The sequence below is a fragment of the Pseudoxanthomonas koreensis genome (assembly GCF_010093225.1).
Lineage (GTDB): Bacteria > Pseudomonadota > Gammaproteobacteria > Xanthomonadales > Xanthomonadaceae > Pseudoxanthomonas > Pseudoxanthomonas koreensis.
Genome location: NZ_PDWM01000008.1, coordinates 38,162 through 53,708 on the forward strand (window position 1 = coordinate 38,162; position 15,547 = coordinate 53,708).

Genomic DNA, 15,547 nt, shown 5'->3' on the forward strand with positions numbered 1-15,547 from the left:
GCTAGACCATCAGCAGCACGATCACGGTGCCCCAGGTGGTCAGGAACACGTGTGCGACCGCCACCGAGCCGGAATAGCCGATCACCGCGATCGCGCTGCCGCTCTTCTCCTGCACCGCGGCCAGCGCGGCGGTGAAGGTCTGCGCGCCGGAGATCGCGCCCAGCAGCAGGATCGGGTTGATCTTCAGCACCTTGTGCCCGAACCACAGCCCGGCCATCAGCGGCACCATGGTCACCACCGCGCCGCCCAGCAGCAGGCCGATGCCCGATTCCTTCACGGCAGGGATGAAGTGCGGGCCGGCGCCCAGGCCGACCATCGCCACGAACGCGGCCAGGCCGAAGGACTGCATGAACTTCACCGCGCTGTCCGGCACCCGCCCGAACAGCGGGCGGTGGGCGCGGATGTGGCCGGTGACGATGCCGGCGAGCAGGGCGCCGACGCTGGTACCGATGGTCACGGTGATGTCGCCGACCGGCACCGCCACCACCGCGCCGAGCAGGGCGCCGATGAAGACCGCGCCGCCGACGGCGACGAAATCGGTGACGTCGGTGGGCGTGACCACTTCGCCGAGCCGCGCGATCGCGCGCACCACGGCCTGTTCGGGCCCGGTCAGCTGGACCACGTCGCCGCGTTCCAGGGTGGTGCGGGTGCCGATCGGGATTTCCTGGCCGCGGCGCATGATCCGGCGCAGGAACACCGCCCGCGCGTCGTCGTCCTCGGCGACCTCCTCCAGCGGCCGGCCGACCCAGTCGCCGCGGCTGACGTAGATCTCGTAGGCCGCGGTGGGCACGTCGAGCAGCTCGCGGTCGTCGATCTCGCTGGCGCGCTCGCCGATGAAGGCGACCAGCTGCTCGCGGCGGCCGCCGATGGCGAGCAGGTCGCCGGCGGCGATGCGGAAATCGGGCAGCGGGTCCATCAGCTCGCCGTCGCGGCGGATGCGGTGGATGAACAGGCGCTTGCCGTCGTGCAGCTGCTCGGCCTCGGCGACCGTGCGCCCGGCGATCGGCGCCTGCGCCTCCACGCGATAGGCGCGGGTCTCGAACGGCTGCCAGGCAGAGGCGATGCCGGTGCGGACGCGGACGATCCCGTACTGCGCCTCCAGCTTCAGCGCCTCGGCCTTCAGGTCCACGCGCAGCAGCGCCGGGCCGATCACGCTGCACGTAAAGATCACGCCGAGCGCGCCGGTGACGTAGCACAGCGCGTCGGCTACGCCGATGTGCGCCTCGTACATGCGCAGGGTCGCCTCGTCCAGCGGCAGGGCGCGGATCGCCTCGGCCGCGGTGCCCATCGCCGGCGATTCGGTCAGCGCGCCGGAGAGCATGCCGGCGGCCAGGCCGGGGTTGAGGTCCAGCGCCACCGCCACCGCCCATGCCACGAGCAGGCCGATCACCGGCATGAATGCGCCCAGCACCGCGAACCGCCAGCCATCGCCCTTCATCGCCGAGACGAAGCGCGGCCCGACCTCGTAGCCGATCCCGAACAGGAACAGCAGGAACACCACCGACTTGGCCGTGGCCGACACCGGCACCTCGAACAGGATCCCGATCAGCATCCCGGCCAGCAGCGAGCCGGTCACCCCGCCCAGGGTGAACCCGCGCACCTTGCGCGTGCCCACCCAGTAGCCGATCGCCAGTGCCAGGTAGACGCCCAGTTCGGGGTACTTGGCCAGCAGGGCAGTGAACCATTCCATTGGCGTCCCCAGGGGTGCGAGGTCAGAGCGACGGCGGGTCGTAGAAGACCATGATCCGCAGATCCTTCAGGTCGTCGCTGGCCGGGTCGGCCTGCGACACCTGGGCATAGCGCAGACGCACCATCAGTCCCTTCAGCGGCCCTTCCGACGCCTTCCACTGCACGTTGAAGTCGGCTTCCTTGCGGGAGTATTCGGTCGGCGAGCTCGGGTCGCTGCCGTCCACGTACAGGGCGTAGATGCCAAGCCCCTTCACCGACTTGAAGTCGTAGCCGGCGCGGGCCAGCCACGCCGACTCGCCGTCGCGGTTGAAGTCCTCGACCTGGACGCTGGTGTAGCCCGGGTAGCCGCTCCACGGGTTCTGCATGTTGGCGTTGCCGCCGGCGTCGGTGTAGGCCACGGTGAACAGCGCACCACCGCGGACCAGTTCGGCCTTGGCGCCCCACTGGTTGGAGTCGAAGCTGGTGCCCTTGAGCAGGTTGTCGCCGTTGCTGGACTGGTCGCTGTACTGCAGGGCGGTGCGCAGCTTCCAGTCGTCGGACAGGGCGAAGGCGTACTTGGCCTCGGTGTAGAAGATGCCGATGATGTCGTCGCTGTAGTAGCCGATCGCACCGACCGACAGGTCGCCGAGCGCGTAGTTGGCGCCGAGCGAGTAGACCCCGCGCTCGACCCCGGCCGGGGCGCCGGCGTCCCTGGCCATCGACACGAAGTCCTCGGAGGTGCGCTCCTTGATCTTGTCGAAGTAGCCGGCGCCGACCCGCCACTCGCCGGTGTCCTTGCTGTCGCCGTACAGGCCCTGCAGCACCGCGGCCTGGAAGGTGTTCGGCGTCATCCGCGCGTCGTTCTTGTTGATGTACGGGGTGTCGAACGCGCGCCGGCCCAGGGTCAGGCGGGTGTCCTGGTTGAGCAGGAACTCGCCGTAGACCTCGCCCAGCACCGTGTAGCCCTCCTGCCCGGGGGCGAGCAGGCCGGTGCCGTCCTTGTCGTCGGGACCATACAGCTTCTGCGAGGTGTAGCCGGTGGCGCCGAAGGCGAAGAACTCGCGGAAGTAGCCGGTCTTCAGGCCGGCCGATCCGCCCAGCGCCCAGGCCTCCATCTCGCTGTTGTCGTATTTGTCGCGGTCCAGGTAGAAGGTGCGTGCCTGCACGTCGAACTTGGTGTCCTCGAACGCCTTGCGCCGGGTCTCGCGGATCCATTCCTCGCGGGAAGGGCCGAAGCTGTCCTGCATCCCGGTCTGGCCCTGTTCGAGCGAACTCGGCTCCAGGTCCATGTCGTCCAGCGTTTCCAGTTCCTCGCGGACCGGTTCCACCGCCGCCGTCTGCGCCAGCGCGACGTCCGGCATGGCCAGGCTGCCTGCGAGCAGGCAGCTGGCCGTGGTTGCGAGGAGCGCCGGTCGCGCACGGCGCCTTTCCGGATTCAGCCTGATGTCCATTCCATCACTCCTCGTCTTGCAGCGATTACTGCGACAGCACCATCGCGAAGTAGCCGAACACCGTGTACAGCACGCCGGACACCGCGTAGCCGACCGGGAAGCCGACCCATGGCACGCTGCTGTCGATCTCCTTGGCCGCCTCGCGCGCCGGGCCGGAGTGCGAGCGCGAGCCCGCCACGCCGCCCATCAGCACCGCCGGGTTGATCTTGAAGATGTGGTAGCCGATGGCCCAGGTGATGAAGGGCGGCACCGTGCTTGCGACGAAGCCGGCGAGGAAGATCTTGACCGCGATCGAGCCGGTCAGCTGCTCGAGCAGGGTGGCGCCGGCGTTGATGCCGACGATGGCGATGAAGGTCACCAGGCCCAGGTCTTCCAGGATGTTGCGGGCCGCGTTCGGCGTGCTGCCGAAGAAGCGCAGGCGCGACACCAGCGAGGAGACGAAGATGCCCGAGAGCAGCAGGCCGCCGGCGTTGCCCAGGCCGACCGAGAAGTCGCCCACCGGCACGTTGATCATGCCGATCAGCAGGCCCAGGACCATGCCGCCGGACAGGGTCAGCAGGTCGGTGGACGTGCTCGGCCGGGCGATCTTGCCGAGCAGGCCGGCGGCCTTGTCCACCGCACTCTTCAGGCCGGTGACGTAGAGCACGTCGAAGCGCTTGATCTCGGTTTCGCGGCCGACCGGGAACGGTTCGCCGGAACGCTCCATGCGGGTGACCTGCAGCTGGCCGGCGAAATCCTCGCCCGACAGCGTGCTCAGCGGCTTGCCGACCATGCCCTTCTCGGTGACCACGATCTCGGCCTGGTCCAGCGGCACCGCCAGCGCCTGTGCATCGTCGACCTCGGTGCCGATCAGGCCCAGGTTGGCGGTCAGGTCGCCGAGCCGTCCGCCCAGGGCGACCACGTCGCCGACCTGCAGCACCAGCCCGGTGTCGGCGCCGAGGTTCTGCTCGCCGCGGCGGATGTTGACGATCCGGTACTGCGGATGCGCGGCGCGGAACTGGGCGATGCTCTGCCCGGCGGTGGAGGCGTTCTCCAGCCGGTAGGCACGCAGGCCGCCGCCGCGGTAGCCGGTCAGCGCGGCGTCGTCGACGTTCTTGACGCCATGCTCCTTCTCGTACTGCTTGGCGGCCGCACGCGCGTCGACGCCCCACCAGCGCGGCAGGTACTTGCAGATCAGGATGATGCCGACCGTGCCCCAGATGTAGGTCACGCCGTAGCCCAGCGCGATCATGCCGGAGACCTGCTCGGCGGTGGTGCCCTCGGGCAGCTTGTAGGCGCCCTGGGTGACCGCCATCTCGGCGGTGCCGATCGCCGCGGACATGGTCTGCGAACCGGCGAGCACGCCGCCGGCCGCACCGGCCGGCAGGCCGAGCATGCCGGACATCAGCACCACCAGGCCCAGGCCGAGGAACGAGCAGACCACGGCCAGGATGGTGAAGGTGATGCCGTCCTTCTTCAGTGCATTGAAGAATGCCGGCCCCACGCGCAGGCCGACGCCGTACATGAACAGGTAGTAGAAGAGCGACTTGGCGAAGTTGTCGAGCTGCAGCTTGACCCCGTAGGTCGAAGCCCAGGTCGCCAGCGCCGCACCGACCACCACGGCCGCGGCAACCATGCCGAGGCCGTAGCCCTTGACCGAGAACTTGCCGACCACCACCGCCATGCCTACCGTGAAGAACAGCAGGATGTACGGGTTGGCGCCTAGAAACTCGAAGAATGCCTGCATGACAGCGACCTCCTGGGTTGCGCCGTGGGATTACTGGTTGGAGTTGGGGCGGCGGCCGGCCAGCACGGACGGCTTGATCAGCTTGATGCCCTGCGCGGCGTTGTAGCCGTGGATCTCCTTCACATCGAGCTTGCGCATGAACGCGATGGTGTCGTTGGTGATGATCTGGCCGGGGACCATGATCGGGAACCCGGGCGGGTAGGGGATCACGAAGTTGGCCGAGACCATCTCCGGGCCGTCGCGCAGGCGCGCGTCGAGGTCGCTGCTGGCCAGCTTGATGTACTCGCAGTTCTCCTCGTCGTAGGCCATGAAGAACGCCGGGCGCATGTTGCCCTCGTTGCTGGGCGCGGCCGGGTTGTCGCGGAAGGCGTCGTGGAAACGGCTGAAGTTGGGCAGGTCCGGCACGTCGGTCATCAGCGACTTCACCCGGTCGGCGAAGATCTGCCTGTCCACCGTGCTGGCCTGCTCCAGCCGCGCCTCGATCTCGCGCGACAGGTCGGCCAGGGCCTTGATCAGCAGCGCCGCGTCGCTGTGGGTGTTGTTGATGTTGGTCTGGACCAGGATGCTGTTGCGCGAGGTCTTGTTGATCTGGATGTCGAAGCGCTCGGCGAGCATGCCCTTGAACTGGGTGCCGTCAAAGCCGGCGGCGCCGCAGATCACGGTCAGCCGGGTCGGATCCAGCGCGAACTCGTCCTCGTCCCAGGCCTCGGCAGTCTGCGCCCAGCTCGCGTTCGGCGGGCCGTAGTCCTTCAGCCCGGAGGGCCGGAACTCGGCCGGGATCATCTCCTCCGGCGTGGCCACGCGGAAGTACTTGGAGATCAGCGGATGGTTGTTGATCGACTGGCGGATACGCAGGGCCAGGTCGGTCATCTTCAGGGTCAGCGCGTAGCCTTCCAGCTCCATCTGCCGCCGCGCCAGGTCCAGCGAGGCGATCAGCTGCAGGTTGGGCGAGGTCGAGGTGTGCGCCAGGAAGGCTTCCTGGAAGGTGCCCTGCACCTTGTGGAAGTCGTCGTCCCAGATCAGCATCATCGAGCCCTGGCGGAACGCCGACATCGACTTGTGGGTGGAGTTGGTCTGGTAGACGCGGATCCGCACCTTGTCCGGGTCGGGCAGGCGCCTGGCATCCACCGCGGCCGGGTCCTTCGGGTCCAGCGCCGGCGCGTCCTTGGCCCAGGCCTCGTACTCGGCGCGGTAGGCCTTGCTGCGGAAGCGCCGGGTCAGGGCGGCGGCCGCGCCCATCGCGGTGCGGCGGCGATGCAGCGGGTTGAAGCGGGCGAAGCCGAACCAGGCCTCGTCCCACAGGAACACCAGGTCCGGCTTGATCGCCAGGCACTCCTCCATGACCTTGCGCGGGTTGTACATGTGCCCGTCGAAGGTGCAGTTGGTCATGTCGATCGCCTTGACCCGGTCCAGGGTGCCGGCGGCGGCGCAGTCCAGCAGCGCCTGCTTGATCGTGCGCAGCGGCACCGCGCCGTACATCGAGTACTCGGTCAGCGGGAAGGCTTCGACGTAGTACGGCTGGGCGCCGCTGAGCACGAAGCCGTAGTGGTGCGACTTGTGGCAGTTGCGGTCGACGATGACGATGTCGCCCGGCTTGCACACCGCCTGGACCACGATCTTGTTCGAGGTCGAGGTGCCGTTGGTGCCCAGGTAGGCGCGCTTGGCGCCGAACGCGCGGGCGATGGCTTCCTGCGCGCGCTTGATGTTGCCGGTCGGCTCCAGCAGGCTGTCCAGGCCGCCGGTGGTGGCCGAGGATTCGGCGAACAGGATGTTGGTGCCGTAGAACTCGCCCATGTCGCGGATCCAGTTGGATCCGAAGATCGACTTGCCGCGCGCGATCGGCAGCGCGTGGAAGGTGCCGATCGGGCGCAGCGCGTACTTCTTCAGGTTGTCGAAGTACGGCGTCTCGTAGCGGTCCTTGATCCCGTCCAGCAGCGCCAGGTGGATCTCCATCGGCTCTTCGACGTGGTGGAACATGCGCCGGATCGGCGCGGCCGCCTCGCTGCCGGCCAGCTGCTCGGGGGCGCGGTCGGAGAGCAGGTACAGGTCGAGCTCGGGGCGGTAGTCCTTGATCTTGCCGGCCAGCGCGGTGGCCAGCGCGCCCGGATCGATGCTGCCCGGGTCGGCGTCGAAGTGGCGTTCGAGGAACGCCTTCAGGTCCGGGATGGCGTGGTGCGAGGCGTAGCCGAAGCCATCGACCAGCACCACCGCCTGCAGGTCGAAATTGACCATCACCGCCAGCAGCGCGTCCTCCAGGCTGCCCACGTGCACGGCCGAATACTGGAAGGCGTCGTCGGCGCGCCGCATGCGCCGCATCTCCTCCTTGGCCCGCGCCCACTGCGACGGATCGCTCGGGGTCACCACCAGCACTTCGAAGTAGGGCTTTTCGGCGGTGCCGGTGACGTCCGGCGGCAGCGCGTCGAGCACCGCGCGGTCGGCGGCGTCGGCGGTGTTCCAGGCGGCATCATCGCGGCGGTAGTCGCCGGAGAGCAGGGCGCCGGACACCTTCTGCACCAGGCGCGCGAACAGCGGGGCATCGGCGCCATCCAGCGCATCGCGCAGGGCTGCCAGCAGGCGTTCGCCGGGGTAGGCCCAGCAATATTCGAGCCGGGTGACCGTGTCGAACAGCCTGGCGCAGGCGTCGCGCGCGGCGGCGCGGGATGCATCGCCGGCACTGGCCCAGGCGCGGGCGGCGGCATTGAGCTGGCGCCACTGGTCGCTGCGCAGCGAAGCGGCGACCAGGACGTTGGAAAGGGACGGATCCTTGCTGTGCGTGCTCATGGTCGGCTCTCTGTGCGGCAGCGGTGCGCCGGGGGGACAGGAAAACCCCTCGAAAGTGGCCGGGGGGTGCGGCCACGCTAGAACTGCGTGGCGTGTGCCGAAATTGGCCCTTGGCCCTACACGCGGCCGTCACGCCGGAAATGGCGCCGCTCGCCGGCGGCGTCGTGCTCCATGACAGTACGATGTCGTCGCGTACCGGCAGGCAACAGGAGGCTCCGGTCCCGCGCCGCGGGACCGGAGCCATGGCTCACGCCGCCGGCGCCGGGCTAGAAGCGGTAGACCACGCCCAGCCGCAGGCCGCTGTCGATGAAGCGGAAATTGCCGTCGAAACTGTTGCGCTGGGCATCGGCCTCGATCCGGCGCATGGTGTAGTCCAGCGAGGCGCCCCAGTTCTCCCAGGGGAACCACTCCACGCCGAAGCGGCCGGTGGTGATGTCGGCGTCGATGTTGTCGATGTTGGTGGTGAAGTAGCCCACGTCCGCCGACAGGCGCCAGTCGCTGTTGCCCGGCACCCAGCGCCAGCTGCCGCCGATGGACGGTGCCGGCAGGTCGGCGCTGACGCTGCTGCTGACGCTGCCGCTGCCGACCGGCTGGCCGTTGGCGTCGAGCTCCAGCTCCAGCCCCAGGGCGACGCGGTACCAGACCAGGCCCACGCGCGGGCCGAGCACCCAGCTGTCGCGGTCCATGGCCCAGTAGGTGTAGGAGGCCTCGTAGGCGTCGAGGTCCAGGCTTGCGCTCAGCGTGCTGGAAACGGGGTAGACCACGCCGTCGAACTCGATGTCGCGGTCGATCCGGCGGGTGCCGTCGCCGTCGTCCTGGTAATAGGACAGGCCGAACTCGTGCTTCTCCCAGGGGCGCCAGCTGGCGCCGACGATGGCGATCACGTTGTCCTGGCCGATGCCCAGGTCGCGGTTCAGGTCGATGCGGGTGCCTTCGTCGGTCTCGCCGTCGGCGCGCATCTTGGTGTCGAAATCGGTGACGTAGCCGCCGATGCGCGCGCTGAAGGTATCCAGCGGCTCCAGCGCACGGCACTCGGGCGCGGCGATGGCGAGCAGGGCGGTGGCGAGGAGGGCGGGACGGAGGGCTTTCATGGCGGTTCCCTTGGTATGGGGGGCGATCAGGGTGAGTCGCTGGTGGCGACGGGAGTGGCGGCGGTTGGGGGTGCTTCGCCGAAGGTGCCGCCCAGGGCGAGGTGCAGGTCGACGCGGCGGGCCAGGCGTTCGCGCTGCACGTGCAACAGTGCCACTTCCGCGCTCCACTGGGCGAGCTGGCGCTGGTTCACCGCGCGCAGGTCGGACTTGCCGACGCGGTAGGCGTCCTGCTCCAGGCGGGTGGCGTCGCGGCTGGCGGCGGCGGCATCGCCGAGGATGCGCTCGCGCTCGGCCAGCACGCGGTCGGCATTGAGCGCGTCCTCGACCTCGGCCAGCGCCAGCAGCGCGCGGCGGGCGTAATCGGCCACGGCCACCTTCTGTTCGGCGGTGCGCACGTCGACCTGCCCGCTCAGCGCGCCGCCGGTGTACAGCGGGATGATCGCGGTGGCGGCGGTGCTGGCGGTAGTCTGCTCGAGGTCGTCGCGTACCTCCAGCGCCTCGTTGCTGATCCGGCCGTAGCCGGCCGACAGCGACAGGCCCGGCAGCATCGAGGCCTTGGCTTCGCCGACGCGGTCGAAGGCGGCGGCCACGCGGCGTTCGGCCGCGACCATGTCCGGGCGCCGGTTGAGCGCGTCCATCGGGATGCCGGCGGGGACCGGGCCGGGGAACGGGGTGAGCTGGTCGCGGGTGGCCAGGGTCGCGCCGGGGGAGCGGCCCCGCAGCAGTTCCAGCGCACGCAGCGCCTGGCGGTGCGCCAGCTCGACCTGCTGCTGCGCATCGGCATAGCCGGACAGGCTGGCGCGCGCGGCCATGATGTCGGCGTCGGTGCCGATGCCCACGCGCCGGCGCTGCTCGCTCATCCCGAGTAGGTTTTCCGCCGAGCCGACCATGTCGGCCGCCAGCTTCTGCTGCAGGCGGGTCTCGCTGGCCACGAACCAGGCCCGGGCGACCGCGGCGGCCAGCGACTGCTGGGCGTAGCGGTAGTCGGCGCCGGTGGCGTCGCGCGAGGCGCGGGCGGCGTTGCGCGCGTAGCGCATGCGGCCCCACAGGTCGATTTCCCACGACAGCCGCAGCATCACGCCGCTGAGCAGCGCGACCAGGTCGGCCACCGGCTTGGAGCCGGCGCGGCCGAGCACGCCGATTGCCGGCTTGAGCTGGGCCTCGGCGATGTCGACCTGCGCGTTGGCCTGCTCCAGGCGGGCCGAAGCGATCCACAGGTCCGGGTTGTTCTCCAGCGCCTCGTGCACCAGGCGGGTGAGCTCGGCGTCGTCGAAGTTCGCCAGCCAGCCGTCGTCCACCTGCGCGGCGCTGGCTTCGGCCGACCAGTTCGGCGGGACCACCACCTTGCCCAGCGCCTGCGCCTGCACCTCCGAGGCGGTGGGCTCGGGCATCACCGCGCAGCCGGTCGCCAGGCTCAGCAGGAAGGTCGCGGCCGCCACGCGCAGCGCAGTGGGAACGGTCCGGAAGGTGGCGGGGCGGGCGGGGCGCATGGCGGTCAGTGCAGCTTGAGGACGAGCCAGTCGAGCTTGGTGCCGACCCGCAGGATCACCTTGCGCACGATGTGGATCATCGTGCCGCGTTCGGTGTAGACGGCGCCCTGGCCCTGCGCGCCCATCGCCAGGAAGGTGTGCTCGTCGGCGCCGACCGGGCGCAGCCGCACCGCGATCTTGCCCGGGGGCACCGGCTGGGTCACGTTCTGCCCCGGCAGGGTGCCGCCCATCGGCAGCTGGCCGGTGCTGGACGCCCACACCACCGAATCGACCTCGCACTTGATGATCCGGTTGGGCATCACCTTCAGCGCGACCTCGGCCTCGTTGCCCGGCTCGATGTAGCGCAGCTCGTTCTGCGCGTACATCGCCAGCACCCACTGCTCCTGCTCGACGAAGGTCATGACCGGGGTCAGCGGCAGGTTGGCGGCATAGGAGCCGACCCGCAGCTGCAGGTTGATCACGCTGCCGTCGGCCGGCGCGTACACGGTGGTCTGCTCCAGCTGCCAGCTGGCCTCGGCGATCTGCGCACGCAGTTGCTCGATCGCGGCCTTGGCCTGGGCGACCTCGGACAGCTGGCCGTCGCGGGTCTGCGCCGAGAGCTTCTGCTCGACCTGGGCCACGGTGGCGGTGGCCGAGGCCAGTTCCGAGCGCAGGCTGGCCGCTTCGGTCTCGGCCTGCTCGCGGTCGAACACCGAGCCGGCGCCGGTGCTGGCCAGTTCGGCGGTCTGCTTCTGGCGGCGCTCGGCCAGCGCCAGCCGCGAGGCGACCGACTCGCGGGCGGAACGCGCCGACTTGAGCTGCTCGCCCAGTTCGCGCTGGTAGGCCTGGGCCGAGTCGAGCTTGGCCTCCATTTCCGGCAGCTTGGCCTCCAGTGCGTTGAGTTCCTGCTGGAACGGCACCGGGTCGATCCGGAACAGCACCTCGCCCTTCTTCACCGGGCGGTTGGCCTCCACCGGCACCTCGATCACCCGCCCGGCCACGCGCGGCACCACCTGGACCACGTAGTTGACCACCCGCACGTCGGCGCTGGACGGGGCGACGATGTTGAGGAACAGGATCAGCGCGGTCAGGAAGAAGATCGGCAGCGAGATGACGATGACCTGGGAAATGAAGTTCCAGGGCAGCCACTTGTACTTGAAGAAGATCAGCCAGACGAAGAACGAGTAGATCAGCAGCAGGATGATTTCCATGGTTCTTTCGCCTCAGGTCGGGCCGGCGGCCGGGGGCGCCGGGTCCTTCGCCCGGCCGGGGCCGGGCGACATCGCCATGGCCATCTCCAGCGCGCGCAGGCGCCGGCGCAGTTCCTCCAGTTCGCCGCTGGCCGCCGCAGCGGCCGCAGCGGCCGGTGCAGTCGCGTCCGCGGCTGCGGACGCCGCAGGCGCTTGGCTTGCGGTGGCCGGCGCCGGGTGACTGGAGGCGTCCTTGAGCGGGGTCATCGCCGCGTCGTGGTCGTCCTGGTGGTCGTCCTGGTCGGTGCCGTAGGCGAGCTTGTGCAGGACCGGCTTGGTATAGGCCCACAGCCAGGCCAGCGGCCACAGCAGGCCGCCGAAGACCAGCGACAGCAGGCACAGGATCTTGATCGCCCCCAGCTGCGGGTGGCGGCGGTTGTGGGCGATCTTCTCGGGCAGGATGTGGACCAGCCAGAACACCGCGATCAGCACCACCGGGACCACGATCAGCGCCAGCCAGGCGATGACGTCGGCCGCGGTGTCCAGCGCCTCGCCGCTGAGCAGCGAGGCGCTGGCCAGGCCCGGGGTGGTGGCGGCCAGCGCGGCGGCGGCGGGAAGGACGGAGCGCAGGGCGCGGCGTGGCAAAGACATCGTGTTCCCCTACGGTAGGCCGCGGCCGGCGGTGCCGGCATCGCGTGGTCGGCCGTGGTGGTGCATGGCGGCGACGATCGCGCCGATGAGCACGTCGTCGTCCACCGGCTTGGCCAGGTAGTCGTCGACCCCGGCGGCGAAGGCGGCGGCGCGCATTTCCGCGGTCTCGTTGCCGGTCAGGATCACCACCGGCACCTCCAGCGCGCGTTCGCGCAGCGCCGCCTGCACGTCCAGGCCGGTAAGCCTGGGCATGTGCATGTCCAGCACCACGCAGTCGGGCGAGCTGTCGGTCACGTGGCGCAGGAATTCGGTGCCCGAGCCATAGGCAAGGACTTCGAAACCGGCCGCGCGAAGCAGGCGCTGCAGCGATTGCCGCACGTCATCTTCGTCATCGACCACGGCAACGATGGGCGGCTTTCCCGACATGGCCGCACCTTCGCCCGGTGCCCCGGCGGGCGGCAATTGGCCGTTGGCCCTACGCGCCGGGCGCCTATGTCCGGGCCGGGGCTTTGTGCGACGATCGCAGTGCCGGATCGGGTGCCGTGGCGGAACCGTCCGGCAGGGAATGCACCGGAGCGTGGGGTCCACGGCAGGATGCCGCCGGGCGCCGGATGCGAACGTGATGTCGTCAGGGAAGGGGACTTGATGAACTGGGTCGAGCTGGTCTGGCCGATGCTGGCCGCCGCGAGCTTCGTGCTCGGGCTGATCCATGCCGTGGTCTGGCTGAGCGGGCCGCGCGACCGTGCGCACATGGTGTTCGCGGTGGCCGCCTTCGCCGTCGGCGCCATCGCCCTGTTCGAGCTGGCCAGCTTCCAGGCGCAGACGCCCGGGGCGATGGCCGCGGTGATCCGTGGCTGGCACGTCCCGATCACGCTGCTGGTCTGCGCCATCGTCTACGGCGTGCACACGCTCTTCGGCCATGGTTCGCCGGCGCTGGCGCTGGCCGCGGTGGCGCTGCGCCTGCTGGCGCTGGTGCTGAACTTCGCCACAGGGGTCAACCTCAACTTCGAATCGATCGACGCGATCGGGCACGTGGCCTGGTTCGGCGTCGAGGTGGCGTACCCCACCGGAGTCCTCAACCCCTGGGCGCCGGTGGCCCAGCTCAGCAACCTGCTGGTGGTCGCCTACCTGGTGCAGACCCTTTACCGGGTCCCGCGCAGCGCGCCGGCGCGGAACGCCGCGCTGGTGGTCTGCGGCGGCTGGCTGCTGCTGGTCCTCACCATGCTTGCCTCCACCGTGTCGATCATCCTCGGGCAGCCGCGCCTGCCGCTGGGGACCTCGCCCAGTTCGGTGGTCATGATCCTGCTGCTGGGCGCGCTGATGGTGCGCGACCTGCGGCACGGCCGGCGCATGGACGTGCTGCTGCAGGAGAGCGAGCGGCGCAACCTGCGGACCCAGCGCGACCTCGAGCTGGCGGCCAACGCGGCCAACCTGGGCCTGTGGCGCTGGGACGTGGCCGACAGCCGGTTCACCCAGAACGAAACCAACCATGTGCTGCTTGGCCATGCCGCCACCAGCGGCGAGGCGGCCCGCGACCTGTTCGGAAACGCCGAACGCGGCGCCGAGGACGAACGCGCCTTCCGCGACGCGATCCGCAGGCCGGTATACGAGTTCGAATACCGCATCCAGCGCGCCGACGGTGCGCGGCGCTGGATCCTGCTGCGCGGCAACGTCGAGCACGACCTGCACGGCGAGCCGGCGGTCGTGCGCGGCGTGACCCTGGACGTGACCCGGCGCAAGGACGAGGCCGAAGTGCTGCGTACCCTGCTGGAGGCCGCGCCCAGCGCGCTGCTGGTGTTCGACGAAGCGGGCACCGTGCGTTACGCCAACGTCGCCGCCGCCAGCACCTTCGGCCATACGCAGGAGGCATTGGCGGGCATGGCGGGCGGCGCGCTCGTGACCGAGGCGGGCGGGCCACAGGGCCAGGCGACGTGGCGGGAGTTCGTCGACGGTGCGCGCACCAACGAGATGGGCGGTGCGCGCGACCTGCACGGGCAGCGCAGCGACGGCGAATCGTTCCCGATCGAAGTGCGGCTGTGCCGGGTGGTGCTGGAAGAGCGGCCGCGGATCATGCTCGCCGTAGTCGACCTTAGCGCGCGCAAGAAGGTCGAGTACGAGATGGCGATGGAACGCGAAAGCGTGGCCCACCTGGCCCGCGTCACCATGCTGGGGGAACTGGCCGGCTCGCTCGCGCACGAACTCAACCAGCCGCTGGCGGCGATCCTGAGCAACGCGCAGGCCGCCCAGCGCATCCTCCACCGCGATCCTTCCGACCTGGAGCAGGTGCACGAGATCCTGTTCGACATCGTCGAGACCGACCGCCGCGCCGGCCAGGTGATCGGCCGCCTGCGCAGCATGCTGCGGCGCGAAGCCCGCGAGTTCAGGCCGCTGGACATCAACGACGTGGTCCAGGACTGCGTGCGGCTGATGCGCAACGACCTGCTCAACCGCCGCGTGTCGTGCCGGATGAACCTGATGCCCGGCCTGCCGCTGGTCGCCGGCGACCCGATCCAGCTGCAGCAGGTGCTGATGAACCTGCTGCGCAACGCCTGCGACGCGCTGCCCGGGGACCCGGCCAACCGCATCGTCCGCGTGCGCACGTACCGCTCCGACACCGGGGTGCGCGTGGAGGTGGCCGACACCGGCAGCGGCATTCCGGAGGAGATGCTCGAGCAGATCTTCACCCCGTTCGAGACCACCAAGACCACTGGCATGGGCATGGGGCTGGCGGTCTGCCGTACAATCGTGCGTGCGCATGGAGGGCGGATCTGGGCGGAGAACCTGGAGCCGCGGGGCGCACGCGTATCCATGGACCTTCCGGTACAGGAGTGAACGATGTCCGCGGTAGTGCATGTCGTCGACGATGACCCGGATGTCCGCAAGGCGCTGGGGCGCCTGCTGGCCCTGGACGGCTTCGAGGTGCAGCTGAGCGGCTCCACCCGGGAATTCCTCGACCGCTACGACCCGGCCACCACGGCCTGCATCGTCCTGGACCTGTCGATGCCGGGGATGGACGGGCTGGAGCTGCAGGCCATGCTCGCCGAGCGCGGCGCCTTGCATCCGGTGGTCTTCCTCACCGGCTGCGGAGACATCGCCAGCAGCGTGCGCGCGATGAAGGCAGGGGCGATCGACTTCCTGACCAAGCCGGTCGACGTGGACGCGCTGCTGGAGGCGGTCAAGCGCGGCGTGGTGATGGACGGAAACCGGCGCCACCGCAGCCACGACCGCGAGGACGCGCAGGCGCTGCTGGCGACCCTGACCCCGCGCGAGCGCGAACTGGTGCCGCATCTGCTTACCGGGCGGCTCAACAAGCAGATCGCCGGCGACCTGGGCATCGCCGAGAAGACCATCAAGGTCCACCGCTCGCGGATCATGCACAAGCTGCAGATCCGCTCGCTGGTGGACCTGGTCCACTTCATGGAGCGGGTGGAGGACGACGCGGCGCGGACGCCGGCGCCGGCGCCGGCGAAGCCGGCCCGCGAGTCCGCGGACTGCTGAGCGCCACCCACGCCGGCCCGGA

At 69.9% G+C, this 15,547-nt stretch carries 11 protein-coding genes; 2 read left to right on the forward strand and 9 right to left on the reverse strand.

Annotated features, from left to right (window positions below):
- Position 1: 1 nt before the first annotated feature.
- From aspT to CSC64_RS04145, 9 genes are all read right to left on the reverse strand, one after another.
- Positions 2-1,690 carry an aspartate-alanine antiporter gene (gene aspT / locus CSC64_RS04105; RefSeq protein WP_162434055.1) on the reverse strand — a complete coding sequence of 563 codons (1,689 nt, stop codon included), beginning with the start codon at positions 1,688-1,690 and terminating at the stop codon, positions 2-4.
- A gap of 22 nt (positions 1,691-1,712) precedes the next feature.
- Positions 1,713-3,119 carry an OprD family outer membrane porin gene (locus CSC64_RS04110; RefSeq protein ID WP_162434056.1) on the reverse strand — a complete coding sequence of 469 codons (1,407 nt, stop codon included), beginning with the start codon at positions 3,117-3,119 and terminating at the stop codon, positions 1,713-1,715.
- Positions 3,120-3,144: 25 nt separating this feature from the next.
- Positions 3,145-4,845 carry an aspartate:alanine exchanger family transporter gene (locus CSC64_RS04115; protein ID WP_162434057.1) on the reverse strand — a complete coding sequence of 567 codons (1,701 nt, stop codon included), beginning with the start codon at positions 4,843-4,845 and terminating at the stop codon, positions 3,145-3,147.
- A gap of 30 nt (positions 4,846-4,875) precedes the next feature.
- A complete protein-coding gene (locus CSC64_RS04120) occupies positions 4,876-7,626 on the reverse strand; it encodes an aminotransferase class I/II-fold pyridoxal phosphate-dependent enzyme (RefSeq protein ID WP_162434058.1) in 2,751 nt (916 codons plus the stop codon).
- A 266-nt stretch (positions 7,627-7,892) separates the two neighbouring features.
- Entirely contained in the window at positions 7,893-8,717 is an 825-nt protein-coding gene (locus tag CSC64_RS04125) for a porin family protein (RefSeq protein ID WP_162434059.1), read from the reverse strand.
- A gap of 26 nt (positions 8,718-8,743) precedes the next feature.
- Positions 8,744-10,207, reverse strand: a complete 1,464-nt coding sequence (locus CSC64_RS04130) for an efflux transporter outer membrane subunit (protein WP_162434060.1) — start codon at positions 10,205-10,207, stop codon at positions 8,744-8,746.
- A gap of 5 nt (positions 10,208-10,212) precedes the next feature.
- Positions 10,213-11,397, reverse strand: coding sequence for an HlyD family secretion protein (locus CSC64_RS04135; RefSeq protein ID WP_162434061.1), 1,185 nt, complete (start codon positions 11,395-11,397; stop codon positions 10,213-10,215).
- 12 nt (positions 11,398-11,409) lie between these two features.
- On the reverse strand, positions 11,410-12,027 hold the full coding sequence (locus tag CSC64_RS04140; RefSeq protein WP_162434062.1) for a DUF3302 domain-containing protein: 618 nt from the start codon (positions 12,025-12,027) through the stop codon (positions 11,410-11,412).
- Between the two features lie 9 nt (positions 12,028-12,036).
- Complete coding sequence (locus tag CSC64_RS04145; RefSeq protein WP_162434063.1) at positions 12,037-12,453, reverse strand: response regulator transcription factor; 417 nt, start codon at positions 12,451-12,453, stop codon at positions 12,037-12,039.
- Positions 12,454-12,672: 219 nt separating this feature from the next.
- Between CSC64_RS04145 and CSC64_RS04150 the strand changes: the two genes are divergently transcribed.
- Together CSC64_RS04150 and CSC64_RS04155 are read left to right on the forward strand one after the other, a co-directional pair.
- Positions 12,673-14,859 (forward strand): PAS domain-containing sensor histidine kinase, encoded by a 2,187-nt coding sequence (locus tag CSC64_RS04150; RefSeq protein ID WP_162434064.1) that lies wholly within the window; start codon positions 12,673-12,675, stop codon positions 14,857-14,859.
- A gap of 3 nt (positions 14,860-14,862) precedes the next feature.
- Positions 14,863-15,525 (forward strand): response regulator transcription factor, encoded by a 663-nt coding sequence (locus CSC64_RS04155; protein WP_162434065.1) that lies wholly within the window; start codon positions 14,863-14,865, stop codon positions 15,523-15,525.
- The last annotated feature ends 22 nt before the right edge of the window (positions 15,526-15,547 follow it).